Source organism: uncultured Kushneria sp. (assembly GCF_947497025.1).
In the GTDB taxonomy this organism is placed as follows: domain Bacteria; phylum Pseudomonadota; class Gammaproteobacteria; order Pseudomonadales; family Halomonadaceae; genus Kushneria.
Genome location: NZ_CANMFC010000005.1, coordinates 194,525 through 216,498, shown reverse-complemented (window position 1 = coordinate 216,498; position 21,974 = coordinate 194,525). Strand labels below are relative to the sequence as shown.

At 60.5% G+C, this 21,974-nt stretch carries 20 protein-coding genes; 12 read left to right on the top strand and 8 right to left on the bottom strand.

The window, feature by feature from the left end:
- Positions 1–27: 27 nt before the first annotated feature.
- Genes Q0931_RS11305 through Q0931_RS11295 form a run of 3 tightly spaced genes read left to right on the top strand, consistent with a single transcriptional unit; the run spans position 28 to position 2,572 of the window.
- Positions 28–924 carry an isochorismatase family protein gene (locus Q0931_RS11305; protein ID WP_299260336.1) on the top strand — a complete coding sequence of 299 codons (897 nt, stop codon included), beginning with the start codon at positions 28–30 and terminating at the stop codon, positions 922–924.
- Complete coding sequence (locus Q0931_RS11300) at positions 921–1,787, top strand: siderophore-interacting protein (protein WP_299260334.1); 867 nt, start codon at positions 921–923, stop codon at positions 1,785–1,787. Before Q0931_RS11305 ends, Q0931_RS11300 begins: the two co-directional genes overlap by 4 nt.
- Positions 1,784–2,572 carry a 2,3-dihydro-2,3-dihydroxybenzoate dehydrogenase gene (locus Q0931_RS11295; protein ID WP_299260332.1) on the top strand — a complete coding sequence of 263 codons (789 nt, stop codon included), beginning with the start codon at positions 1,784–1,786 and terminating at the stop codon, positions 2,570–2,572. The genes Q0931_RS11300 and Q0931_RS11295 overlap by 4 nt, the downstream gene beginning before the upstream one ends.
- A gap of 103 nt (positions 2,573–2,675) precedes the next feature.
- On the opposite strand, the gene Q0931_RS11290 is transcribed toward Q0931_RS11295, so the two are convergent.
- Complete coding sequence (locus tag Q0931_RS11290; RefSeq protein WP_299260330.1) at positions 2,676–4,928, bottom strand: TonB-dependent siderophore receptor; 2,253 nt, start codon at positions 4,926–4,928, stop codon at positions 2,676–2,678.
- A 299-nt stretch (positions 4,929–5,227) separates the two neighbouring features.
- Positions 5,228–5,359 carry an entericidin A/B family lipoprotein gene (locus Q0931_RS11285; RefSeq protein ID WP_086621841.1) on the bottom strand — a complete coding sequence of 44 codons (132 nt, stop codon included), beginning with the start codon at positions 5,357–5,359 and terminating at the stop codon, positions 5,228–5,230.
- Positions 5,360–5,537: 178 nt separating this feature from the next.
- Here Q0931_RS11285 and Q0931_RS11280 point away from each other — a divergent pair, with 178 nt between their 5' ends.
- The gene (locus Q0931_RS11280; RefSeq protein ID WP_299260324.1) at positions 5,538–5,957 is read left to right on the top strand and encodes an HIT family protein; all 420 of its coding nucleotides are present in this window, start codon (positions 5,538–5,540) and stop codon (positions 5,955–5,957) included.
- An 11-nt stretch (positions 5,958–5,968) separates the two neighbouring features.
- Here the strand turns inward: Q0931_RS11280 and Q0931_RS11275 are convergent, their stop codons facing one another.
- Together Q0931_RS11275 and Q0931_RS11270 are read right to left on the bottom strand one after the other, a co-directional pair.
- Positions 5,969–6,406, bottom strand: a complete 438-nt coding sequence (locus Q0931_RS11275; protein ID WP_299260322.1) for a hypothetical protein — start codon at positions 6,404–6,406, stop codon at positions 5,969–5,971.
- On the bottom strand, positions 6,403–6,960 hold the full coding sequence (locus Q0931_RS11270; protein ID WP_299260320.1) for a hypothetical protein: 558 nt from the start codon (positions 6,958–6,960) through the stop codon (positions 6,403–6,405). The genes Q0931_RS11275 and Q0931_RS11270 overlap by 4 nt, the downstream gene beginning before the upstream one ends.
- A gap of 210 nt (positions 6,961–7,170) precedes the next feature.
- Between Q0931_RS11270 and Q0931_RS11265 the strand changes: the two genes are divergently transcribed.
- Positions 7,171–8,304 carry a glycerate kinase gene (locus Q0931_RS11265; RefSeq protein WP_299260318.1) on the top strand — a complete coding sequence of 378 codons (1,134 nt, stop codon included), beginning with the start codon at positions 7,171–7,173 and terminating at the stop codon, positions 8,302–8,304.
- 24 nt (positions 8,305–8,328) lie between these two features.
- Here Q0931_RS11265 and rmuC read toward each other — a convergent pair whose 3' ends face one another.
- Positions 8,329–9,795, bottom strand: a complete 1,467-nt coding sequence (rmuC, locus tag Q0931_RS11260; protein ID WP_299260316.1) for a DNA recombination protein RmuC — start codon at positions 9,793–9,795, stop codon at positions 8,329–8,331.
- A 265-nt stretch (positions 9,796–10,060) separates the two neighbouring features.
- Between rmuC and Q0931_RS11255 the strand changes: the two genes are divergently transcribed.
- From Q0931_RS11255 to Q0931_RS11225, 7 genes are all read left to right on the top strand, one after another.
- A complete protein-coding gene (locus Q0931_RS11255) occupies positions 10,061–11,056 on the top strand; it encodes an aldo/keto reductase (protein WP_299260314.1) in 996 nt (331 codons plus the stop codon).
- A 220-nt stretch (positions 11,057–11,276) separates the two neighbouring features.
- Positions 11,277–11,840, top strand: a complete 564-nt coding sequence (locus Q0931_RS11250) for a type 1 glutamine amidotransferase domain-containing protein (protein WP_299260312.1) — start codon at positions 11,277–11,279, stop codon at positions 11,838–11,840.
- A 50-nt stretch (positions 11,841–11,890) separates the two neighbouring features.
- Positions 11,891–12,451, top strand: a complete 561-nt coding sequence (locus Q0931_RS11245; protein WP_299260310.1) for a type 1 glutamine amidotransferase domain-containing protein — start codon at positions 11,891–11,893, stop codon at positions 12,449–12,451.
- A gap of 243 nt (positions 12,452–12,694) precedes the next feature.
- Positions 12,695–14,356 (top strand): Na+/H+ antiporter, encoded by a 1,662-nt coding sequence (locus Q0931_RS11240; protein WP_299260308.1) that lies wholly within the window; start codon positions 12,695–12,697, stop codon positions 14,354–14,356.
- A gap of 119 nt (positions 14,357–14,475) precedes the next feature.
- Positions 14,476–16,152: a Na+/H+ antiporter gene (locus Q0931_RS11235; RefSeq protein ID WP_299260306.1), complete on the top strand. Its 1,677-nt coding sequence runs from the start codon at positions 14,476–14,478 to the stop codon at positions 16,150–16,152.
- Between the two features lie 512 nt (positions 16,153–16,664).
- Entirely contained in the window at positions 16,665–17,288 is a 624-nt protein-coding gene (locus tag Q0931_RS11230; protein ID WP_299260304.1) for a TRAP transporter small permease, read from the top strand.
- Between the two features lie 58 nt (positions 17,289–17,346).
- Positions 17,347–18,630: a TRAP transporter large permease gene (locus Q0931_RS11225; RefSeq protein WP_299260302.1), complete on the top strand. Its 1,284-nt coding sequence runs from the start codon at positions 17,347–17,349 to the stop codon at positions 18,628–18,630.
- Between the two features lie 165 nt (positions 18,631–18,795).
- Here the strand turns inward: Q0931_RS11225 and dctP are convergent, their stop codons facing one another.
- From dctP to Q0931_RS11210, 3 genes are all read right to left on the bottom strand, one after another.
- Positions 18,796–19,842 (bottom strand): TRAP transporter substrate-binding protein DctP, encoded by a 1,047-nt coding sequence (dctP, locus tag Q0931_RS11220; RefSeq protein ID WP_299260300.1) that lies wholly within the window; start codon positions 19,840–19,842, stop codon positions 18,796–18,798.
- Positions 19,843–20,104: 262 nt separating this feature from the next.
- Positions 20,105–21,562, bottom strand: a complete 1,458-nt coding sequence (locus Q0931_RS11215) for a sodium:solute symporter (RefSeq protein ID WP_299260298.1) — start codon at positions 21,560–21,562, stop codon at positions 20,105–20,107.
- Complete coding sequence (locus Q0931_RS11210; RefSeq protein ID WP_299260296.1) at positions 21,559–21,867, bottom strand: hypothetical protein; 309 nt, start codon at positions 21,865–21,867, stop codon at positions 21,559–21,561. The genes Q0931_RS11215 and Q0931_RS11210 overlap by 4 nt, the downstream gene beginning before the upstream one ends.
- Positions 21,868–21,974: the final 107 nt, after the last annotated feature.

Below are 21,974 nucleotides of genomic sequence, written 5' to 3'. Positions count from 1 at the left end.
GCGCTGAAAGATTACAGGAGAGGTATCATGGCCATTCCCGCCATCGCGAGCTATTCACTGCCTGGCACTGCCGATCTGCCCGACAACCGGGTCAACTGGCAGGTCGACCCGGCGCGCGCGGTACTGCTGATTCACGACATGCAGCGCTATTTTCTGGCCAAGTATGACGTGAGTGCCGCACCGATCCCTGAAGTGGTTCATCATCTGGCGGCACTGATCAAGGCCGCCCGTGCCGTGGGTGTGCCGGTGGTCTACACCGCCCAGCCGACCGATCAGCCCGATGATGATCGCGCCCTGCTCAACGATTTCTGGGGCCCGGGCCTGCCGGCCCATCCCGAGCAATATCCGGTGGTGGATGAGCTTGCCCCACAGGATGGCGATGTGGTGCTGACCAAGTGGCGCTACAGCGCCTTTCAGCGCAGCGACCTGCGCGAGCGCATGTCCACCTGGGGGCGCGATCAGCTGATCATTGGCGGGGTATATGCCCATATCGGCTGCATGGCCACGGCACTGGAAGGCTTCATGCAGGACGTGCAGTGCTTCATGCTCACCGACGGTGTGGCGGATTTCTCCCGCGCGCGTCATGACATGGCCCTTGAATACGTGGCCGGGCGCTGCGGCGTGGTGACCACCAGCGCCCAGACCCTTGAGGCGCTGGAATCTGCACAAAAGGGTCAGCAGGCCGCGGGTGACATGACCCAGGCAGCGCTGACCGAGCGAGTCGCCACCCTGGCCGGCGTCAGCGCCGAGGAGATCCCGGCCGATGACAACCTGCTTTTCTACGGGCTGGACTCGATGCGCATGATGACGTTTGTCGAGGAACTGCGCCGGGAAGGCTTTGATGTCAGTTTCATGGATCTGGTCGAGGCGCCGACCATTGTCGACTGGGTCGCGCTGCTCAACCGTCAGGGAGCAAGTGCATGAGTGTTGCCGAAACGACCGCCGCCCAGGTGGCGAAGGCACCACCGGCAAAGGGCAAAAAGCGCCCGCCGATGCTGCTGGAAGTGGTCCGCCGTGAAGTCATCACCGAGCACATGATCCGCATTGTGCTCGGCGGAGGGGCGCTGGAAGGCTTTCCCGCCCACCGTGGTGGCGGCCATATCAAGGTCTTTTTGCCGCTTGAACATCAAGGCGCACCGGTGCTGCCACAGCTGACCGAGACCGGCGTGGTCTGGCCGGCGGCCGAGGAAAAGCCGATTACCCGCACCTACAGCGTGCGCCATTTCGATGTCGAACGGCGCGAGTTGAGCGTGGATTTCGTCGCCCACGGCGATGAAGGCCCGGCCTCGCGCTGGGCGCTGGCTGCCCGGCCCGGCGACCTGATCGGCATTAGCGGTCCGGGCGGGCCCGATCCGCTGCTGCCGCCGGCCGACTGGTCACTGATCGCCGGCGACATGACCGCCCTGCCCGCTATCAGCGCCCTGCTGGAAGCCATGAGCGAGCAAGCCCGCGGCATGGTGCTGATCGAAGTGGAAAGCCCTGCCGAACGCCAGCCGCTGCGCCATCCGCCGGGTGTTGACGTGCACTGGCTCTATCGCGGCGATATCCCGTCATGTCTGTCGACCGTGCAGATTGATGCGGTGCGCGCCATGGATTTCCCCGACGCCGGTAGCATCTCGGCCTGGGTCGGCGGCGAGAATTCGGCGGTCCTGTCACTGCGCGAGCATCTGATGGGCATTCGCGGCCTGACCAAACGTCAGCTCTACGCGGTGCCCTACTGGCGCCACTGCTGGAACGAGGAACGCTATCACCAGGAGCGTCATCGCATCATGGATGAACTCAAATGAGCGGCGAGTTCAAGGGCGACCACATCGTCATTACCGGCGCGGCCCGCGGGATCGGCGCCACGCTGGCGCGTGATCTTCTTGAGGAAGGTGCCAGCGTTGCCCTGCTGGACAGTCTCGCAGACGCGCTCTCGAGTACGGCGGCACAGCTGAGTCACGAATTCGGCCCCGAACGGGTCAGCGCACACGTGGTGGATGTCAGCGACTCGACTGCGGTAGACGCCGCCATCGACGAGATCGAGGCCCACGCGCCCATCACGCGCTTGGCGCATGTGGCCGGTGTGTTGCAAATGGGCCGCGTCACGGAGCTGACCGATGCTCAGTGGCTGCATGCGCTGAATGTGAATACTACCGGGGTGTTCAATGTCACCCGCGCCGTGGCCCGGCGCATGGCCGAGCGTGGACAGGGGGCGATCGTGGTGGTCGGCTCCAATGCCGCCGATACGCCGCGTCAGGCCATGGGCGCCTACTGCGCCTCCAAGGCCGCCACGCATCAACTGGTGCGCTGTCTTGGGCTGGAAATGGCCGAATACAACGTGCGCTGCAACATCGTCTCGCCCGGCTCCACGGATACCGACATGCAGCGCGGCATGTGGGTCGATGACAGCGGTCGCGACAACGTGATTCGCGGCTCACTGGAAGACTGGAAGCTGGGCATTCCGCTCCAGCGCATTGCCGAACCCGAAGACGTTAGCGAGGCGATTCGCTTTTTGCTCTCTGACCGCGCCCGTCATATCACCCTGCACGATATGCGCATCGACGGGGGGGCCACGCTGGGCATTCGGTGACAGGTTAAAGGCGATCCATGAGCATTAAAAAACCCGGCCATGTGCCGGGTTTTCAATGTTTCATGCGGGGCCACCTACCATGCAGGCAGGAGCCCGGCTGGCCTCAGAAATCGTAGCGTAGTGACGCAACGACGTTTGAGGGTGCGCCATACATGTTGAACGTGCCAAAGCTACCGACACGGTCATAGTATTTCTTGTCGAGGATGTTATTGAAATTGAGCTGCCCTGACAGGTTCCGGGTAAAGTCATAGCCGACCATGGCATCGACCACCGCATAGCCTGGCGCTTCGACCCCCTGACTGGAGTGAAAGCCATCCATCGCTGTCACACCGCCACCGATGCGGAAGCCATCCAGAACACCGCCTTCAAAGCCATACTGGGTCCAGAGATTGACCATGTTGTTTGGCATCAAAAGGAAAGTGGCTTCTTCATCGCCATCCTTTACCTCGGTGTCCAGATAGGTATAACCAGCGATCACATCCCACTGATCGGTAATGCTGCCGGTCAGCTCCAGCTCGGCCCCCTGAATGCGGGTTTTACCGCTTGAAACCGTATCGCCATCCGGCGTGCTCGCGGCACGATTTTCGTCATACATCCGAAAGGCACTCAAACGGGCATTGAGATCGCCGTTGAAATAGCTTCCCTTGATGCCCGTTTCATACTGCTGACCTTCACGGGGTTTCAGCAGTTCCCGGTTTCCAGCATCACCCACCAGCGAGGTCTGGGGATTAAAGACTTCCGAGTAGCTGGCGTAAAGCGAATGATGACTGTCGAGGTCATAGACCAGCCCGGCGTAGGGCGTGAACTTTGCATCATCGCTGCGCGAGTCGGTCTCCCCCGCCACACGGTCATTGGCGCGCGCATTGTAGGCACTGACACGTCCACCACCGATCAGGGCCAGATCCTGAATGGGACGGAAGGTCAATTTGGTATAGAGCCCGTACTCCTCAAGGGTGGTGCGGTCGTCGTTATAGCGGAAACCGCCAGCGCCGTTGCGGCCCTGCTGTAACAGATCACGATAGGGAAGGCCGGCGAAACCGTCAGCGTCGACAAAACCGATAGCACCCTGCTCCCCGTAGACATTCTGGGAACGAGAAGCTTCATTTTCGAGCTCATAACGCTTGTAGTCCGTACCTACCACAAACTCGCTCGTATTCCCCATCAGTTCGAACGGCTGGCTATAGCTGGCATCTGCCGATACCGACTGCTGATCAATGTGGGCGCCAGTACCTGCCACACTGATCTCGTTGTCGGCATTGATACCGGTACTGCCGCCAAAGATGTAGTTGTAATCGGCATTGCGATTGGAATATCGCGCCGCTACGCGACCATAGCCACCGTTATCAAAGCGGTGGGTCAGCTCGGCAATCCAGTCATTGGACTGACTATCAAAGCTGTTCCAATCGGCACCAAAGAATTTGGAGCGACGTATATCGAGAAGATTGCCATTGGTGTCGGTGGGCACACCGTTGTTAACGGTGATGTCCTTGCTCTGGCGCAAAAAGGCAAGCGACAGCGTGGTGGCGTCATCCAGATCGATGTCCAGCGCCCCATAGAAATTGTTGCGCTCGTTATCGTTGTGATCGACAAAGCCATTGGTGTCGCTGTTATCAATCACCAGCCGACCACGCACGCTGCCATCGGCATTGATCGGGCCGGAGAGGTCGGTTTCGATATAGCGCTGATCCCAGCTGCCGTAGCGACCGGTCACATGCCCCTGAAAGTCATAGGTCGGGCGCTTGCGCACCAGATTGACGATACCGCCCATCTCGCTGGTGCTGTTGAAAAGCCCCGACGGCCCTCGCATCAATTCGACTCGATCCACTGAAGACAGGGAAGGCACCGAGCCGGTAATGCTCGACATCGGCGACGGCAGGCCATCAATGTTGTACTCATCGTATTCATAGCCGCGCGAGTAGATCGAGGAGCGGCCGTCGTCATTGGAGAGTACGCGAACGCCGGGCGTGCGCCTGGCCATCTGGTCGAGCGTATCGAAGTTCTGATCCTCGATCGCCTCGCGGGTCACCACGCTGATCGACTGGGGAATGTCACGCAGGGCGGCGGGCGTTTTGGTGCCGACCGTGGCGGCATCCACACCATAACCGCCGGTCTGCTCCGAGGGAAGCATGTCATAGAGCCGGTTGCCTTCCACGGTGATCGTATCAAGACGCGAGCCGTCACCGCCGGAGGCCGTGGCGGTGGTCGTGGTGACCGTCGTGGTCTCTGCTGCATCACCACCGGGCTGCTCGGCCGCCCATACACCGCCGGTCACCGGCAATAACACCGCCCCGGCCAGCAACGAGGTCAGATAACGTACTTCCCCTGCACCGGGACAGAACTTCCCCGTTTGATTCATGACTGTTCCCCTGACTGTTATAGATCACTGCCGCATTTTTGATCGGCGCAAAATCCCGCGCTCAGGCATGCGAAGGCGTTATCCGAGCGACGTCACATTAAGTTTAATGATAAGGATTATCAAGTGTATGTTTATATCATTTGAACTTGAGCACATCATCGCTGTCACGGTGCTTCAATCAGACAGTGGAAACCGGCAGCCAGAGAGGCTATCGAGGCAGAAAACAGTCAGCGCAGGAGTAAACTTTAGGAGGGAATACAACGGGCAGGAAGCATTGCGCCCCTGCCCGGGAAACATGATCAGTTGGCAGCGTCCTGAATGGACTCACCACCTTCTTCGATGTCCTGACCTGCACCACCGACGGTGTTACAGGCTGACAGCGCGGCTGCGGAAAAGAGGGCAATCAGCATCATGCTCATCCATTTTTTCACGTCACAACTCCTTGTAGATCGGGTGATATGGGTGCCCTCGTCCGGAATAGATGGACTCGTTATTGCGTTCCCATGACATGAGCCTGGCATTTTTTGCGCCGGTTTGCATTTTCACCAGCGATCGCCTCCAATGCCCTGACCCTACTGTCCTTTTGCCATCCGCTCATGGAGCCTTGTCATGGCCTTTGTGCTGCACGAAAGACTTGCCGCTGACACCCTGTTTGTGGCCTCGCTCGAACTCTGCGAGCTGCGCCTGATGAACGATGCCCGCTTTGTCTGGGCACTTCTGATACCGCAACGAGACGTCGTTCGTGAAAGCTTTGAACTGCCGGCATCAGAGCGGGCACTGCTGTGGCAGGAGGTCGACCGGCTGGGCGCGTTCATGATGCGCCACACCGGTGCCGACAAGATTAACATCGGCGCACTGGGCAACATGGTGCCGCAGTTGCACGTGCATGTGATCGCGCGATCAAAAGAGGACGCCGCCTGGCCCGGGCCGGTCTGGGGCGCAGGCCAGGCGCAGCCGCTGGAAGACGATACCCGTCAGACACGCCTGACACTGCTGCAACGCTTTGCTGCTGATTTGAAAGGCGACTGAGCCCGCGAAGCTCAGGGCGTCAGAACGGCAGGGCCTGACAGCGGGCCTTCTCCGAGACGCTCGGCAATGGCCGTCACCAGCCGATCAAAGTCCCCCACACCCAGCGCCGCCCTGCCCTGCCAGCCTCTGAGGTTGAGTTCACTGCCACGCGAGTCTTGCGTCACATGAGCCTCGACGCGCCATTCCGGGCGTGCGGCGTAGCTGGCACGAAGTTCGCCGAGCGCACGATCGCCATAGACAATGACAAAGCCGCGCTCGGCCAGGGTCGCCATGGTGGCCTGCATCACCTGCTCGGGTGGGGCATTAAAGTGCTCAAGGCGCTCAGGCGGGGGTAGCGAGGTAGTTGTGGCACAGGCACTGAGCCCGCCCAGCATCAATAGCATGACGAGCCCGCGCACTACCCATCGCATGCCGCGTTCATATCGGGGTGTATATCCGACGAGTGTCATGGGGTGGCTCCCGAGCGCGCCAGCGCCTGATCGATGACGGCGTGCGTCTGCTGGCAGAAGGGTTCCGGAGAAGCGGGGCGAGCATCGATGACAAAACCATCCGATGACACCACCATCACGCTGCGCACGGCCAGATAGCGCTGATCATCGGCACTGACCGACACGCGCTCGACGCTGTAGGGGTCAGAGCGAAAGACATCAAAGGGGTCGCTGAACCCGCCGCCCAGCATGAACCCGCCGCGACGATTGCCAGACCAGCCCAAACCACTGCCCCGCCACTGGCGAGTGGCGCCCAGACCCGGCTGGCGCCGGATACGCTCGGCGCTGACCAGCCCCAGTTCGACATCACTGGCACGCACCTCGTACCCCTGTGATTCCAGCGCGTCAGCGATGGCACGGATCTGGGCCAGACGTGTTCCGCCATGGGAGGCATAGCATGATTCCGGCAGGGACTGTTCCTGAACACCCAGCGGCTGTGTCGAGGACAGGGACATACAGCCTGACAGCCCGAGACCGAGCAATGACAGTGTCACAAACGATTGCATGGATGACATGGCGTGCATCCCCGGTGAAATGTCCCTGACACCCGCGGGTGATCCGGTGGGAGAAAGGCACCGAATTCCGGGCCTTTGTTAGACAGTAGAGCGAATATGAAAGGCCCGCAATGTCGACCTTTAGCGGGTTGGCCATGCTGTCACTCCTATGGTGGCGGCCACGCCTGCCGGGGTATGCTCGGGAATCACCATTCCTGCCGGAGAGTCTGCATGCATATTCTGATTGCCCCCGACAGCTTCAAGGATGCCCTCGGCGCCACGGAGGCTGCGAACGCCATCGCCAAGGGCATTCACCAGGCCTCTCCGGAGGCAAGCTGGACCCTGTGTCCGCTGGGCGATGGGGGCGAAGGCACGCTGGAAGCTCTTCTGACCGCCAGCGGCGCCGAAGCGCGCAGTCTTGACGTCCATGACGCCCTGAACCGGCCACGCACGGCGCAGTGGGGCTGGATCAATGATCGCCACACGGCAATTGTCGAGCTGGCCGAAGCCAGTGGCCTGCAGCACCTGACGCTAGAGGAACGCGATGCTCTGCACACCACCACCCGGGGCGTGGGCGAACTGATCACGGCGGCGCTGGAGGAAGGCGCCAGGCACCTGATGCTGACCCTGGGTGGCACCGCCACCAATGACGGCGGTGCCGGCATGATGAGCGCACTCGGCGTGCGCTTTCTGGACGACAATGATCAGCCCCTTGAGCCCGGCGGCGCGGCGCTGGCCAGACTTTCCCGCATCGATCTTTCCGGCATCGACCCACGTCTTGCAGAACTCACGGTCGAGGCCGCCGTGGATGTGAACAACCCACTGTGCGGCGATCAGGGCGCCAGTGCGATTTTCGGCCCGCAAAAGGGCGCTACAAAAGAGCAGGTCAACCAGCTGGATCACGCCCTGGCCAGACTTGCCGATATCACTGCAGAGGCTACCGGCCATGACCACCGCTACAGTGCCGGCGCCGGTGCCGCCGGTGGCATGGGTTTTGCCGCACTGGCCTTTTTGAAGGCCACATTACGCCCGGGGATCGAGCTTGTCATGGAGCAGGTCGGCTTCGAGCAGGCGCTCGAGCGCGCCGATCTGGTCATTACCGGCGAAGGGCGGCTGGATGGCCAGAGCCTTTCCGGCAAGACGCCCATCGGGGTTTCCCGCGCGGCCCGGCGTCAGGGCGTGCCCTGTGTGGTGCTGGCCGGCAAGCTGGACAGCGGCTGGGAGAAGGCGCTCGAGGAAGGGGTAACCGCCGCCTTTGCGCTCGCCGATGGCCCGATGGCACTGGAAGAGGCGCTTGAGCGCACATCGGAACTTTTGGCAGCGCGCAGTGCGTCGATCATTCGGCTGTTCCAGCACGGGCGCTGAACGTTTGATCACTGATCAGGGGCGTCAATCCTCATCAAAGCGCAGCGTCCCTGGCGCTTCATCCGACTCGGCAAACGGGGCGTGCTGCCGGCCCTGCCGTGCCTCCTGAGCGTCGCGCCCGCTCTGGGCGCTTTCCCTAACGCTCTCCGGCCAGGGTTTGCGGTTGCGCACGCCCAGCGCGTTGAGCCGTCCGGCCTGAGCGATCAGGCTGCCCTGGCCATCGCGCAGGCGGTTCATTGCCTGACGATGACTGCTGGTCGCGCGTTCAAGCTGCGTACCCACCTCCTCCATGCTGGTCACGAAGCCGTGGCACTTTTCCAGAAGCTTCTCGGCGCGCGCGACAATTTCCCGAGCGTTGTCATTCTGGCGTTCCAGCCGCCACAGCCCCGCCACCGTGCGAAGGCTCGCCAGCAGCGTGGAAGGCGTCACCAGCACGATATGGCGATCAAAGGCTTCATGAAAGAGTCGATCATCATGTTCGAATACAGCGGCAAAGGCCGGCTCGATGGGCATGAACAGAAACACCATGTCCGGGGCATTCAGCCCCGGCAGCCGCGCATAGCCCTTGTCGGAGAGCGTCTCGATATGGCTTCGTACCGAGCGCAGATGACGACGCATCGCCTGCTCGCGGGCCGCGTCACTGTCGGCGGCGACCACCTCGCTCCAGGCGGTGAGCGATACCTTGGCGTCGATGATCAGATGACGCGACTCAGGCAGATAGATCACCGCATCCGGGCGTGACCGGCCCTGATCGTGGGTCAGCACGACCTCGCGCTCGTACTCGATGCCCTGTCTCAGCCCGGAACGCTCCAGCACCCGCTCCAGGATCAGCTCGCCCCAGTGGCCCTGCGACTTGCTGTCGCCCTTGAGCGCTCGGGTCAGGTTGCTGGCGTCCTCGCTCATCTGGCGGTTGAGTCCGGCCAGATAGTCCAGCTGGGTCGTGAGCTGAGTGCGGCCTTGTTGCTGCTCACCATGCAGGGTTTCAAGGCGCGCCCGAAACTGCTCGATCTGTTCGCGTACCGGCGCCATCAGTGCGCTGACGCTCTCCTGGCTGTGACGGGAAAACTGCTGCTGGCGCTCATCAAAGATGCGCCCGGCCAGGCGTTCGAACTCATGGGTCAGCTCCTGACGTGCGCTGCCCAGAAGGCTCAGACGCTCCTCGAAATGGGCCGTATCGCGCTGCTTTTCCACCTCCAGCCGCGTCGTACGCTCACGGTAATCCGATAGCGCATCGTTGACCTCGGCCAGCCGATGTTCACGCTGTGATAGCTGAGCCCGAAGCTCCTGAGTATGGGTCTGCTCCCGCTCGAGCAGGGCCTCACGCTCGGCCAGCATGCGCTCGGTATCGCCAACCTGTTCACGCAGACGCTCAAGCTCCTCCTCAAGCGTTTCCACCAGCGCGCCCTGATGGCGACCACGCCACCACAGGCCGACGGCCACGACAACGGCGACGGTCATCACCATCAGGGAGATCAGCAGCGCACTGTTCATGGGCACTTCCAACGGGTCATGAAAAACGGGTCATGAAAAGCCCCCGGCGAGTCATGAAAGCTTTCGACCGGCCGGAGCAGAAATCACAGGCGCCCAGCTTAACCGAGCCCCGGAAACGGTGCACCCGTGACAGGGCGGCTTGATTAGCAGGTGCTGCATGCACGATGCCCGGGCGGCGTCTACGCTTGAGTGACGATTTTCATGGCGGCCTGATCATGATCCGGCCCTGCTTCAGAAACTCGACTCCCAAGGAGGTAGCTTTTCGATGGAAACGATTCAACTCCCCAACAGTGATCTCAAACCTTCCCGCATTGCGCTGGGCACCTGGGCCATTGGCGGCTGGAAATGGGGCGGCACCGACGAAAAGCAGTCGATTGCGACCGTCCAGAGCGCCATCGAGCGGGGCATTACCTGTATTGATACCGCTGCGGTCTATGGCTTCGGTGAGTCCGAGCGTCTGGTCGGCAAGGCGCTCAAGGAGGGCGGCATCCGCGACAAGGCGGTGCTGGCCACCAAGTGCGGCCTGAACTGGAACGACGATGGCCCGTATCGTGATGCCAGCCGGGCGCGTATCGAGCAGGAAATCAACGACAGCCTCAAGCGACTGCAGACCGACTACATCGATCTTTATCAGCTGCACTGGCCGGATCCGACCGTGGATATCGAGGAAGCCGCCACCGTACTGCGTGAACTGAAGGACAGCGGCAAGATCCGGGCCGTGGGGGTTTCCAACTTCTCGGTCGAGCAGATGCGTACGTTTGAAAAAATCTGCCCGCTGTCGACCATGCAGCCGCCCTACAATTTATTCGAGCGTGACATCGAAGGCGACATCCTGCCGGCCATTCGCGAAGACGGCGTGGGCACCCTGACCTACGGCGCCCTGTGCCGTGGCCTGCTGTCCGGCAAGATGAATCGCGACACCACCTTTGGCGGTGACGACCTGCGCAACAGCGATCCCAAGTTTCAGTCGCCGCGCTTTGAGCAGTACATCAGCGCCGTTGAAAAGCTCGACGCCTACGCCCAGGAGCATTACAACAAGCGCGTACTGCATCTGGCCCTGCGCTGGCTGCTCGACCAGCCCGGCGTCTCGGTAGCCCTCTGGGGCGCTCGTCGTCCGGACCAGCTCGACCCGGCCAACGACGTCATGGGCTGGTCGCTGAATGACAAGGCGATGCGCGACATCGACGCTATCCTTGCCGAATGCATCACCGACCCGGTCGGGCCGGAATTCATGGCGCCGCCGACGAGGAACGAGGCGTAAAAAGGTGCCATGAAGGTCTTGCTGGACAGGATGGCACCGCCGACGAGGAACGAGGCGTAAAACGCCATGATGATTCGCTATCGACACAACGTGACAGCGAATCATCACAACCTGCCAGTCAGGTTCCAGCAATCATTGCACGACCCTTGAAATGCCTTCCTGTCGGCCAAAGGTCATGGGAAAGCACATACTGAAACCACCAAAGAATTGGGGGAGACACATGAGTCAGGATCTAATGGGCGTTCGCGTCGCGATTATGGCCACCGACGGTTTTGAAGAGTCCGAACTGGCCGTACCCAAGGCAACGCTTGCCGCCGAGGGTATTGAGGTGCACATCGTCTCGCCCGAGCGTGGCACGATTCGTGCCTGGGCCGAGACCCAGTGGGGCGACGATTATCCGGTCGACAAGAGCCTTGATGAGGTCAGCTCTCACGACTATCACGCGCTGGTGCTACCGGGCGGCGTCATCAACCCCGATAATCTGCGCACCAACGAAAAGGCACTGACCTTCGCCCGTGGCTTCTTCCAGGAAGGCAAGCCGGTCGGCGCCATCTGCCATGCGGCCTGGACGCTGATCAACGCAGGCGTGGTCGAGGGTCGCCGCATGACTTCGGTTCCGTCGCTTCGCAAGGATCTGGAAAATGCCGGCGCCAAATGGGAAGACAGCGAAGTCGTCTGCGACAGTGCGTTCGTCACCAGCCGTCTGCCGAAGGATCTGGATGCCTTTTGCAGCAAGATGATTGAAGAGATCCATGAAGGCCGTCATCGCAAGCAGCACGCGTAAGACAAGCCCGATATCTACCCTTCACTGTCCAGAGCAAGGAGTGTTCTGACATGAGCGAATTGAAAGGCACAAAGGTTGCCATCCTGGCCACCGACGGTTTTGAAGAATCCGAGCTGTCCTCGCCCAAAAAGGCGCTGGAAGCCCAGAGCATTGACGTACACGTTGTGTCACTGAAAAAGCAGGGCATCAAGGCCTGGGCAGAAACCGACTGGGGCGAAGAGTATCCGGTCGACAAGTCCCTTGATGAAGTCAGTGCCGATGATTATGACGCGCTGATGCTGCCGGGCGGTCAATTTAACCCGGACACACTGCGCACCAATGAAAAGGCGCTGAGCTTTGTGCGCGACTTCTTCAAGGCCGGCAAGCCGGTGGGGGCGATCTGCCACGCGCCCTGGATACTGATCAACGCTGAAGTGGTCGATGGCCGTCGCATGACGTCGTTCCCCACTCTCGCGCAGGATCTGAAAAATGCCGGCGCACAGTGGGAAGACAGTGAAGTTGTCTGCGACAGCGCGCTGGTCACCAGCCGCGCGCCGAAGGATCTCAATGCTTTCAACAACAAGTTGATTGAAGAGATCAAGGAAGGGCGTCACCGCAACCAGCACGCCTGATGCCATGACATCCAGTGCCTTGCGCACGGATTGAAAGACCATGGTTCAAGAGTATCTGCCGGCATCTCAAACGAGATGCCGGTTTTTTGTTTGAGACCCTCTATAAGCGACAACGCCAAAACCTGTTTGTCGTTTCAGACCTCAACAACACCGGGGCGCATGATCCCGCGTCATGCCAAAATAAATGCAACCATTTCCCCTGGAATTCATCAAAAAACAGGAACACATGACAGGAAGTCATTGATGCATATTGTGTTACTGGCCTTATCGCTGATTCTGGTAGCCGCCGGCAGCGGCATATTGGCGCGCTTCATGCCCCGCCTGCCCCTGCCCATTTTACAGATCGCGATAGGCGCACTGCTGGCCTGGTTGAATACGCCGCTGAATATCAACCTGGAGCCCGAAACCTTCATGCTGCTGTTTGTGCCGCCGCTTTTGTTTGCTGACGCCTGGCAGTTTCCTCAGCGTGAGCTGACCTCACTGCGCCATCCCATCATTGCGCTGGCCGTGGGACTGGTACTCTTTACCGTGGTGGGTGCAGGGTTTCTGATTCACTGGCTATTACCCAACCTGCCACTGGCCGTATGTTTTGCGCTGGCCGCCATTTTGTCGCCTACCGATGCCGTGGCCGTCTCGGCCATTTCCGGCAGGCTCGGTGTACCGCCACGCCTGATGCACATTCTTGAGGGCGAATCGCTGATGAACGACGCATCAGCCCTGGTATCGCTCAAGTTTGCCGTGGCGGCAGCCATGACCGGTGCCTTCTCCCTTGGACAGGTCAGCCTGCAGTTTGCCCTGATCACCTTCGTGGGCGTGTCGGTCGGCGTCGTCCTTGCCTTCCTCTTTTCGACCATTCGCCGCAAGCTGATTGACAAGCGTGGGACCGAATCCTCGACCGAAATTCTGCTGGTTATGCTGATGATTCCCTTTGCGGCCTACCTGATCGCCGAACATCTGGAAGGCTCCGGCATTCTGGCCGCCGTAGCGGCCGGCATTACCATCAACCGCACCGAGCTCAAGCGTTACGCCCAGACCCGAACCCGTATGCAGATGAACCACTTCTGGGAGATTCTGACCTTTTTGCTCAATGCGATGGTGTTTTTGCTGCTGGGGCTACAGCTGCCGGACATCATTGGCGGGGCCATCGAAGTCTCTCTCAACGATGCCCGCAGTTTCAGTCTGGCGGAACTGGGATTTTATGTGGTCGTGATCTCGCTGGCACTGATGCTGCTGCGCCTTTTCTGGATCATGGGCGCCATCTATCTCTCGAGACTTTCCTCACGACGGCGGCGCAGTGCGCATGTCCCCCTGTCCAGCGGCATCATGGCGGTAGGCACAATGGCCGGCATTCGTGGCACCATCACGCTTGCCGCAGCACTTTCGCTGCCGCTCACGCTACCCAACGGCGAAGCTTTTCCCGGCCGCGAGCTGGTGATCTTTCTGGCCACCGGCGTCATCCTGTTCACCCTGCTACTGGGCAGTATCGCCCTGCCGCTGCTGCTCAGACGCATGGACAAGCCCGATGACAGCTGGCGCGATGAAGAGGCCCGCTCGGCCCGCCATGCTGCCTCCCTTGCTGCCATCGAGGCCATCGAAAGCTGGTACAGCGACGCACAAAAGCGCCATGACACGGAGCTTGAACGATCGGTGCTGACCGAGGCCAGCGCCCGCATGGTGAGCTACTATCGCAACCTGATGACCATCAATGACAGGCGCTCGAGCTCCGAGCGACACGAATATGACCAGCGCTTTTCCCGCGAGATGCGTCTGGCGGCCATACGCGCCGAGCGCCGCGAGTACTATCGACTGCGCTCGATTCACCAGATCGATGACGACACCCTGCGGCGGCTGGTGCGCGAACTGGACCTGGTCGAGATGGCACTGACCCCACGAATAAAACGCTGAACTCTGCCACGGCCGACAGCGACAAGCTGTCGGCACTCCTTGTTGTGCCGGGAAATACGCTATGCTGGCCTGACCCGTCACTCATGACGTCCTCTCAGGCCAATCGATAAGCTGACCCCATGGATGCCGTCTTTCTCGTACTGATACTGCTGTTGGTGGCCTCGGCCACCGGTGTGGCTGCCCGTTTTTTGCCCGCACTGCCTACGCCGCTGGTGCAGATCACCTTTGGCGTTTTGCTTGCCTTGCCAGGCATCAATCTGAATGTTGAGCTCGAACCCGAACTTTTTTTGCTGGTGTTTATCGCCCCGCTGCTGTTTGCCGATGCCAGACGCTTTCCACAGCGTGAGTTCATGGTCCTGCGCGGCCCGATACTGGCGCTGGCGCTGGGACTGGTGCTCTTTACCGTGCTGGGCGTGGGCACCTTCATTCACTGGCTGTTGCCGGCCCTGCCGCTGCCGGTCTGCTTTGCCCTGGCCGCGATTCTATCTCCTACCGATGCCGTGGCGGTCTCGGCCATCTCGGGGCGATTGCCGGTGCCGCCGCGATTGATGCGCATTCTGGAAGGCGAGTCGCTCATGAACGATGCTTCGGGCCTTGTTGCCTTCAAGTTTGCGGTCGCCGCCGCCCTGACCGGCACCTTCTCGGTGATGGATGCCACGCTGGGCTTTTTCGTGATCTCCATTGGCGGGCTTTTGGTAGGTGCGGCGATCGCGTTCGTATTCAACGTGATCCGCACGCGCCTGATCGAGCGCCATCTGGGCGAAGGCTCGACCATCCAGATTCTGCTGTTGCTGCTGTTACTTCCCTTTGCGGCCTATCTGCTGGCCGAGCATTTCGGCATGTCCGGCATTCTGGCCGCAGTGGCTGCCGGCATGGTCATCAACCGCACGGATCTAAAGCGTGAGAGCCAGGTCAACATGCGCATGCAGACCAAAAGCGTCTGGGAAATGCTGGAGTTCACCCTCAACGCGCTGGTCTTTCTGCTGCTGGGCTTTCAGCTGCCGGATATCGTCGGCGGCGCACTGGACCACTCGCTGCACGACGTGGGCGACTACGAGTTCCTGCGTCTTCTAGGCTACGTGGCCGTCATCTCGATCGCGCTGTTGCTGTCGCGCTTTGTCTGGATTCTGAGCGCTACCTGGCTTCAGCGTCTTTTCTCGAAAGAGCACAGGGCCGCCATCTCGATGCGGGTGGTGCTGGCCGCCACGCTGGCCGGCATTCGCGGCACCATCACGCTTGCCGCAGCGCTATCGCTCCCCCAGCTGATGAATGACGGCACGCCCTTTCCGGCGCGTGAGCTGCTGATTTTTCTGGCCACCGGCGTGATCATGTTCACCCTGATCACCGGCAGTATCGGTCTGCCGCTGGTATTGAAAAATCTTGACCTGCCCCGCGACACCCACGAGTTCGAAGAGGAGCGTCGCGCCCGGATCGCAGCGGCCGAGGCCGCCATTCGACGCATTGAGGACTTTCATCATCAGCGAGCGGAAGCCATCACCCGTGAACACCACAGCGAAGCGTTCATCATCGCCTTCAATGACATCAGCTCACAGCTGATGAGCTGGTACCGCCAGCGCCTTGAGCTGGGAGACACGACTGTCCCGACGCCCAGGCTTGAGGCCATCCGTTCGCTGGAGCGGGAAACACGTGTGGAAGCCCTGCGCGCCGAGCGGCGGGAGTACTATCGCCTGCGCGGCAAACATCACATCAACGATGACGTGCTGCGAAAGCTGGTGCGGGAAGTGGATCTGGCCGAAACGGCGCTGACCGGCGATACCGGCCAAGCCCATCACTGAGGTCTGACCGGCCCGCCGTCCGAACGGGGTGGGGTGTCAAGCACGAACGCCGCCACATCATCGAGCACCGGCCCCGTCAGCGCAGGGGCCATGGAAGACTGATGTCACGGCGCTTAAAAGCACCACGACTCGGACCTTGAACGCTCGGCACTGACCAGGGTCAGTGCCTCGCATCACCCGTCATTACCGCAACCTGATAACCCTCAATGACAGGCGCTCGAGTTCCGAGCGTCACGAGCATGACCAGAACCTTTCCCTCGAAATGCGTCCGGCGGCCATACCGCCGAACGGCGCGAATATTATCGACTGCGCTCGAATCACCCGATCGATGCCGACACCTGCGTCGGCTGGTACGCGAGCTGTCCCTGGTCGAAATGGCGCTGGCCTCCAGCGCCAGGTAGAGCGATGCTGGTGATATCAGCCCGCCCCTTGTTATAAAGGGGCAGGCCTGTATTGTCTGTGATGCGCTCTTCACAGCAAGGACATGCTCTTAAAAACAAGGACAAAATCTCATGAGCCAGACTTCTTCCTCACAGGATGGTGATGGACGTCCGAATGCGCTGCTGCGGGCACTGCTGCTTTTTGACCGCATGCTGGGCCTGATCGAGCGCTTGATCGTTGCCGGCAGCATTCTCGCCATGGCGTTTTTGATGAGTGCCCATGTCGTCGGCAACATTGTGTTCGGTCAGGGCATCGCCGGGACCTACGAGATCACCGAAATGCTGATCGTGATCATTACCTTCGTGGGCGTGGGCTATGCTGCGCGCCACGCCCGCCATATCAGCATGTCGGCGATCTACGATCAGCTCGGTGGTCGAGCACGCAAGGCCCTGCTGATCGTGATCTGTCTGGGCACGGCCGTGCTGATGTTCTATTTCAGCTACAAGTCCGTCGAGTACGTCATGGCGATTCATGATCGCGGGCGTACCAGCGCCTCACTACAGATCCCGCTGTGGATCATTTATCTTGCCCTGCCCATCGGCTTTGCACTGGCCGGTATTCAGTATGTGCTGACCATTATCCGTAACCTGACCAGTGACGGTATCTGGCGCTCGCTCACCGAACAGGAGAGCTACAACGACGTGCCGCTGGAAGGCAGCGTGGGAGAGACTGCCAGCGCGCCGCGCGATCAGTGATCATGCGCACGCCGTTGATAACAAGAGATTCATTACAAAAAATGAAAGGAGAGATCTCATGCTGATGGGCCTGGGCGTAATCATGCTCGTGCTGCTGCTGTTGGGTTTTCCCATGATGGTCCCCCTGGCAGCCGGCACGCTCTATATGATGTTTACCGGAATGACCTTTTTCGGCCCCGATCAGGCGGTCAGCTGGATGATCAGCGGTGTCGGCAGCTGGGTGCTGGCAGCCGTGCCGATGTTCATTTTTGCTGCAGACATTCTGACCAAGGGCCATACGGCCAATCGGCTTTTGGACGTGGTGGATGCCTTTACCCGCCATCTGCGCGGCGGTCTGCCGATTACCACGGCCGCCTCCTGCGCCCTGTTCGGGGCCGTATCCGGCTCCACCCAGGCCACCGTAGTGGCCATGGGGGGGCCGATGCGCCCTCGCCTGCTCAAAAAGGGGTACTCCGATGCCTTTACGCTGGCCCTGATCATCAACGCCAGCGATGTCGCCCTGCTGATTCCGCCCAGTATCGGCTTTATCATCTACGGCGTGGCGATGCAGACCTCGATCGGTGATCTCTTCCTGGCCGGCATCCTGCCAGGGCTTCTGATTCTGGTGTTGTTTTCTCTCTACTGCTGGATCGACTCGCGCCTGAAGGGGATCGAGCCGGACCCGAAGGCCTCGTGGCGCGAGCGGGGCCGTGCCATTCGCCGCGTGATTCTGCCGCTGGGTTTTCCGATTCTGGTCGTGGGCGGTATCTATGGAGGCTTTTTCAGCGCCGTTGAGGCCTCGGCGGTGGCGGTCGCCTATGCCCTGCTGCTGGAAGTGGTGATCTACCGTCAGGTCAAGATTCGTGATCTTGGCAGTCTGGCGCTCTCGACCGGCATGATCACCGCTGTGGTCTTTATCCTGGTGGCGATTGGCGCGGCGTTTTCCCAGGCGCTGGCGACCGCCGGCGTACCGCAGCAGATCCTCTCACCATTGATCGAGAGCATCGGCGACAATCAGTTTCTGGCGCTGCTTCTGATTGCGGTGGCCTTCTTTATTGGCTGCATGTTCGTTGACCCCATCGTGGTCATCCTGATTCTGGTGCCCATCTTCAAACCGCTGGTGCAGTCAACCGGGCTGGACCCGATACACGTGGGGGTCATCGTGACCCTGCAGGCCGCCATCGGCTCGGCCACGCCGCCCTTTGGCTGCGATATCTTTACCGCCATTGCCGTCTTTCGCCGCCCCTATCTGGAGGTCATTCGAGGCACACCGCCCTTTATCCTCATTTTGCTGCTGGCCACGCTGATTCTGATTGTCTTTCCGCAGATTTCGCTACTGCTGCCATCGCTGGGCGGTGACTGAATCTCGATCACACGAGATATTTTACCGGGCAGGCCTTTTGGCCTGCCTTTTTTATGGCCTTTAAAGGGAAGGCGAACGCAGACGCGTTGATCGCCCTCTGCAATCGCCCGGCATAAAAAAACCCGCAGACCGTGTCTGCGGGTGGCTCTCGATGCGATCAGCAGATCAGGAATTCTGATGGTCGCTGTCGCTGGAGCCGGACTTGCTCTCTTCGACCTGCTTGAGCAGGATATCGAGTGCCTTCTGGCCGCGCTCGCCGACCATATCAACATACACCTGACGAATCGGACGGGCGAGTTCGCGGAAGCGACTGCGCTCTTCCTCACTGAGGTGAATGATGTTGATATCACTTTTTTCCTTGATGGTTTCAAGGCGCTCGGCGTTGAACTGCGTCTGGATGTCGTGGCCCTTTTGCACCATCTCGTGAAGGGTGGACTGCAGCATCTCCTGCTGATCGTCGGGAAGCCCTTCATACCAGTCCTGGTTGGCGATCAGGTTGCCAATGAACTGCGCCTGCTCGGCAAAGATCATGTCGTCCTGCACTTCATAAAAGCCCATGTTCTCGTGGGCAAAGACCGGCTGGATATTGCCTTCGGCCTGGCCCTGCTGCAGCGCACTGTACAGCTCGCCATAGGCAATGGTGATGGGGGCAGCGCCATAGGCCTGATAGGTGGCGCGCAGCAGACTGTTATCCATGACGCGAATCTGCAGGCCCTTCATGTCTTCGGGCGTGCGAATCTCCTTGTTGGCCGTCCACACCTGGGAACCTTCAGGGACAGCGGCCAGCGGTACCAGTCCGCGCTCACGGAACGACTGCTGCCACGCATCGCTTTGCATGAACGCATCGGAGTTGAGAATCTCGGCCGTCTCCAGCTGATCATTGGGCATGACGTAGTTGAGGCTCATCAGCTGACTTTCGGGGACCGTGCCCCCCAGAAAGCCCGAACCGAAGGAGATGGGAATGGCGCCACTTTGCAGCGCATCATACAGCGCATCATAGTTGGAGCCCCAGACCCCGTAGGGCAGGATCTGTACGGTGACATCACCATCACTGTTTTTCTCGATCAGATCCTTGAAGGCTTCTGCATAGGCGTACTGGACGCTGCCTTCGGTCTCCTCAAGGCCAAAGCGCCAGGTATCAGCGAGTGCCGAGGAAGCCGCCCCCATCATCGAGAGGGCGAACACGCTGGTCATGACATTGCGAATCTGCATACGGATACCTTTAATAGTTGTTTATCCGATTTCAGAAAAGGACAGCGGCATCACCCTGTCAAACCGTGTAACAAGGTGCGATACCGATCTGTCGAAGGAAACTCACTGTATCACAGCCTTTGGCGGCTTTTTGTCGACCGCCCGGAAACCAGCGATACCCGATAAAAGAGACATATCAGCGAACACCGGCTCGAGCCAGCGCCGGTAGCCACAAGCAGCTACCCCCACCATCGCAGCCTCTGCCTGCGTTCGCCGTGTTGTCTCAAAACTGTCGGGCCACCTCATAAAAGCGCTGCAGCGTTTGCGCTGATGCCGGGCGGGTGCGCCGGGAGACCATGACAAACAGCGGCAGATTGAGCAAAAGCCCCCAGAAGCCGGCATGCACACCCAGCGGGTTGGACCAGACGACGGTGAAGGCAAACGTCACGACAAAACCGGCCAGAAGCCCCGCCATGACGCCGCTGCGGGTTGCCCCGAACCAGAAGAACATGCCGATGAAGGCCGGCAGCACCTGAGCGGCAAAGCCGAGCCCGACCAGCAGGATCATCACCAGATTGCCGGGCTCGCTGATCGCCAGCACCGCCACCAGTGCCAGAACGGGAAAGAGCATCCAGCGCGCCAGGCGTGCGGTGAAGGCGTCCTCGAGACGCAGTGCCGGCTGGATGACATCCCGCGTAATCGACAGCGCCGCCGAATGGATGAAGGGCTCACAGGAGGACATTGCCGCCGCCAGCGTGCCTGCACCCAGCAGCCCGGTCAGCCAGACGGGCATGGTCTGCATCGCCATTTCCAGTGCCACCGTGTCGGCCCGCGACAGGGTCGGCAGCGTGAAAATGCCAATGAAGCCCACCACGACCATCGGCAGAATGACCACGTAGTAGGTCGGCAGCCAGGTCGCGCTGCGCCGAATGGTCTCGCACGAGCGGGCGCTCATCCACTGCGTCCAGACCGGCGGCAGAAAGGAGAGCATCGACACGATGATCGAGGTCGTCCAGAAAGCAAAACTCATATTGCCGCTGGCCCCCGGCAGGGTCATGAACTCGGGGCGCTCGGTGGCCAAGCGCTCAAAAAGCTGGCCGGTCGTCCAGCTGCCCGTGAAATCATGCACGGCCCAAAGGCCCACCAGCCAGGCCACAAACAGCATGAGCCCCCCCTGAAAGGCGTTGGTCATGCCAATGGCGCGCTGGCCACTGGTGTAGAGATAGGTTCCCATGACACCAAGCACCAACAGTACGCCCGCCCATATCGGGATCAGACCATTGCTCATGACCCCCAGGATATAGGCCGCGCCCATGGTCTGCAGTACGGCGTAGGCCAGCGTACCAATGGCCATGACCAGCGCCGACAGCGCCCCGAGTGCGGTACTTTCAAAACGATCGCGAATGGCGCTGGCCTGGGTCACATGGCCAAAACGCGCGCCCAGCATCCACACCTTTGGACCAAAATACCAGGCCACCACGGCAAGATAAGAGAGATAGATCACCACATAAAAGACCGCCACGCCTCGCGAGAATGCCCAGCCCGGCGCCCCCATGAAGGTGTAGGCGCTGACACTACCGGCGCCGATCAGCAGATAAAGCATCATGGCGTTCATGCTGCGACCGGCAACGCCCCACTGTTCGAGCGCTGTCATGGCATGACCGCGACGCGCGCGAAGACCAAGCCACAAGGCCAGCGCTATATATAGAAGGGTCAGCCACAGCGGCGTCATGCCTGTCATGGTTCCCGGGACTCCCTTGATGGCGGATAATGTCCGGCCGGCGGCGCATTCTTGCGGCCTGCCAGCAGCCGATTGGCCAGCGCCATGAGCGCGACACTGGCGAACACGATGACATAGCTCCATAGCGCCATCAGCGGCAGCCCGGCCACCACCACGGGCCGGTTAAACAGCATGATGACCGGCCAGCAACCGGCTGCCAGCAGCAGCATGAACGCCGCCAGCAGCCAGCACCCGCGACGACTGCGAGGCATGATGACCCGGGAACGCAACTTTTTGGCGTCCGGGCCGATAGTATGATCCGTCATGTCATGTCCTGATGTGACGCCCCCTGGTGCGGGCCATGTCAACCCGAAAAAGAGGCGAAGGATAACAGTGTTATGCCACAGCATGTAACAATCATCACTTCGATCAC

Coding starts and splice junctions, on each gene's coding strand:
- Q0931_RS11270 (WP_299260320.1), bottom strand. CDS start 6,960: ATGTCATCCATGCAATCGTTTGTGACACTGTCATTGCTCGGTCTCGGG.
- Q0931_RS11300 (WP_299260334.1), top strand. CDS start 921: ATGAGTGTTGCCGAAACGACCGCCGCCCAGGTGGCGAAGGCACCACCG.
- Q0931_RS11280 (WP_299260324.1), top strand. CDS start 5,538: ATGGCCTTTGTGCTGCACGAAAGACTTGCCGCTGACACCCTGTTTGTG.
- dctP (WP_299260300.1), bottom strand. CDS start 19,842: ATGCAGATTCGCAATGTCATGACCAGCGTGTTCGCCCTCTCGATGATG.
- Q0931_RS11225 (WP_299260302.1), top strand. CDS start 17,347: ATGCTGATGGGCCTGGGCGTAATCATGCTCGTGCTGCTGCTGTTGGGT.
- Q0931_RS11305 (WP_299260336.1), top strand. CDS start 28: ATGGCCATTCCCGCCATCGCGAGCTATTCACTGCCTGGCACTGCCGAT.
- Q0931_RS11245 (WP_299260310.1), top strand. CDS start 11,891: ATGAGCGAATTGAAAGGCACAAAGGTTGCCATCCTGGCCACCGACGGT.
- Q0931_RS11295 (WP_299260332.1), top strand. CDS start 1,784: ATGAGCGGCGAGTTCAAGGGCGACCACATCGTCATTACCGGCGCGGCC.
- Q0931_RS11230 (WP_299260304.1), top strand. CDS start 16,665: ATGAGCCAGACTTCTTCCTCACAGGATGGTGATGGACGTCCGAATGCG.
- Q0931_RS11265 (WP_299260318.1), top strand. CDS start 7,171: ATGCATATTCTGATTGCCCCCGACAGCTTCAAGGATGCCCTCGGCGCC.
- rmuC (WP_299260316.1), bottom strand. CDS start 9,795: ATGAACAGTGCGCTGCTGATCTCCCTGATGGTGATGACCGTCGCCGTT.
- Q0931_RS11210 (WP_299260296.1), bottom strand. CDS start 21,867: ATGACGGATCATACTATCGGCCCGGACGCCAAAAAGTTGCGTTCCCGG.
- Q0931_RS11290 (WP_299260330.1), bottom strand. CDS start 4,928: ATGAATCAAACGGGGAAGTTCTGTCCCGGTGCAGGGGAAGTACGTTAT.
- Q0931_RS11235 (WP_299260306.1), top strand. CDS start 14,476: ATGGATGCCGTCTTTCTCGTACTGATACTGCTGTTGGTGGCCTCGGCC.
- Q0931_RS11255 (WP_299260314.1), top strand. CDS start 10,061: ATGGAAACGATTCAACTCCCCAACAGTGATCTCAAACCTTCCCGCATT.
- Q0931_RS11275 (WP_299260322.1), bottom strand. CDS start 6,406: ATGACACTCGTCGGATATACACCCCGATATGAACGCGGCATGCGATGG.
- Q0931_RS11215 (WP_299260298.1), bottom strand. CDS start 21,562: ATGACAGGCATGACGCCGCTGTGGCTGACCCTTCTATATATAGCGCTG.
- Q0931_RS11240 (WP_299260308.1), top strand. CDS start 12,695: ATGCATATTGTGTTACTGGCCTTATCGCTGATTCTGGTAGCCGCCGGC.
- Q0931_RS11250 (WP_299260312.1), top strand. CDS start 11,277: ATGAGTCAGGATCTAATGGGCGTTCGCGTCGCGATTATGGCCACCGAC.